Genomic DNA, 1,978 nt, shown 5'->3' with positions numbered 1-1,978 from the left:
CTTGTGTACGCCCGACATGGGCATTGACTTATGAGGTGAAAGTCCTCTGTAGGAAGATCACCGTTTAAATAACACACTGTTATTAAACGATAACTACTAGCGAATGGCAAGGGCTAAATCGCGAGAGATAGTCTAGAGGAAGCCGCTAGCAAATCTGTGAGCTGATGAACAAAAACATCATATGAGGCGTAGGCTGGAGACGAGCTAGCACAAGATAGCGAAGTCATGTGATCTAACGGCCACCGTAAATGATGCAGTTGTGCAGAGAAAGTCGATGCACCTTATTCGGGGAGATCTGATAAACACGCATCCGCGCTAACGCTTGGAGATTACCAGTTAGGGACTGGTTGTTCAACCCTTGGCGCTTTGGTTGCTGCGACCTACAGCGAGCGAAATAGCAGTAAACAAGCGTTAGTTTCGACGCGCTTTATCGAGTAATCGCTAGAGTGATTTATCAGAAGTCAGCAGACGGCATAGTAGCCAAACGCCCATCGTAATGGAGGGGACACGGTGAAGGCCTGAACATCTTAACCAGAGGAGATACTACAAATGAACTTGAATTCACATAGATCACCGTGTTGTGATAGTGATGAACAGCGTTCGACTGTGAATAATACCTCGAATGAATACAACCAAACAGATCGTGACCTGATGGCAAGGGTACTGAGCAACCACAATATTGGTGCAGCATGGCAACATGTTAAGCGCAATAAAGGGGCTGCGGGTATTGATAATATGAGTATTGAGGAATTTAATCACTTCGCTAAGTTACATTGGCTGGGTATTAAACAACAATTACTTAGCGGCACTTATCAACCCTTGCCAGTCAAACGCGTGATGATACCCAAACCCGATGGCGGTGAGCGAATGCTTGGGATCCCTTCTGTTATCGACAGAGTGATCCAACAAGCTATTGCTCAAGTGATTAGCCCTTACTTTGAGCCTCTATTTTCACCACATAGTTATGGTTATCGCCCTCATAAAAGAGCCAGCCAAGCAGTAAATCATGTTCAATCTTGTGTTAAACAAGGTTATAAAACAGCAGTTGATATTGACTTGTCTAAGTTCTTTGATGAAGTAAACCATGACATGCTGATGAATCGTGTTGGTCGTAAAGTCAAAGACAAAGCACTCATGCGCCTACTTGGTAAATACCTCCGAGCGGGGATCGCAGAGCGCGAAACGGGTCTGTGGTTTGAGTCAACCAAAGGAGTCCCTCAAGGTGGGCCATTATCCCCTTTACTTTCCAATATTTTACTCGATGAATTAGATAAGAAGCTAACCTACAAACACCTTAAGTTTGCACGTTACGCTGATGACATAATCATTTTAGTAAAAACGAAAAGCGAAGGACTCATAATCCAACGGGAAATTACTGCGTTTATCACTCAGCGATTAAAACTCAAAGTGAATGAATCGAAAAGTCGAGTCGGTCCCGTATCAGGCTCGAAATTTCTCGGGTTTACCTTCCGTTACGCTCAAGTGCAGATCCACGAACAGGCGCTAAAGAAATTTAAAGCAAATGTAAGAGAACTCACTAACCGCAACTGGGGGATCTCAATGACCCTACAAATTCATAAACTCACGCAGTATTTACGCGGCTGGGGACACTACTACCTAATAGCCAACGCTTATCAACTAACAGTGGATTTAGATCATTGGATCCGTCGTAGGATAAGAATGTGCTACTGGCGGCAATGGCGTAAACCTCGCACCAAAGTACGCAGTTTAATAAAATTGGGTGTTAGCGAGCGACTCGCCATAGCCTGTGGTATCACCAGTAAAGGCCCTTGTAGAAGCTCAAAAACAAAAGGAATTAACATTGCGCTAGGTAATGACTATTTAGCATCACAAGGTTTAGTGTCATTGAAAGATATTTGGATCAATATTCATTACGGGAGATGAACCGCCCATTGCGGACCCGCATGATGGGTGGTGTGGGGGCTGGAGGTTAGAGACCTCCGGCTACCCGATTATA

General features: G+C 44.5%; 1 protein-coding gene. It reads left to right on the top strand.

What is annotated here, in order from left to right:
• The first annotated feature begins 549 nt into the window (after window positions 1-549).
• Window positions 550-1,905 carry a group II intron reverse transcriptase/maturase gene (gene ltrA, locus AAEZ18_RS18245; protein ID WP_259398653.1) on the top strand — a complete coding sequence of 452 codons (1,356 nt, stop codon included), beginning with the start codon at window positions 550-552 and terminating at the stop codon, window positions 1,903-1,905.
• Window positions 1,906-1,978: the final 73 nt, after the last annotated feature.

It is taken from the genome of Pseudoalteromonas sp. 19-MNA-CIBAN-0066, assembly GCF_040308705.1.
GTDB lineage: Bacteria > Pseudomonadota > Gammaproteobacteria > Enterobacterales > Alteromonadaceae > Pseudoalteromonas > Pseudoalteromonas nigrifaciens.
This window is presented reverse-complemented; position numbering and strand designations above follow the sequence as displayed.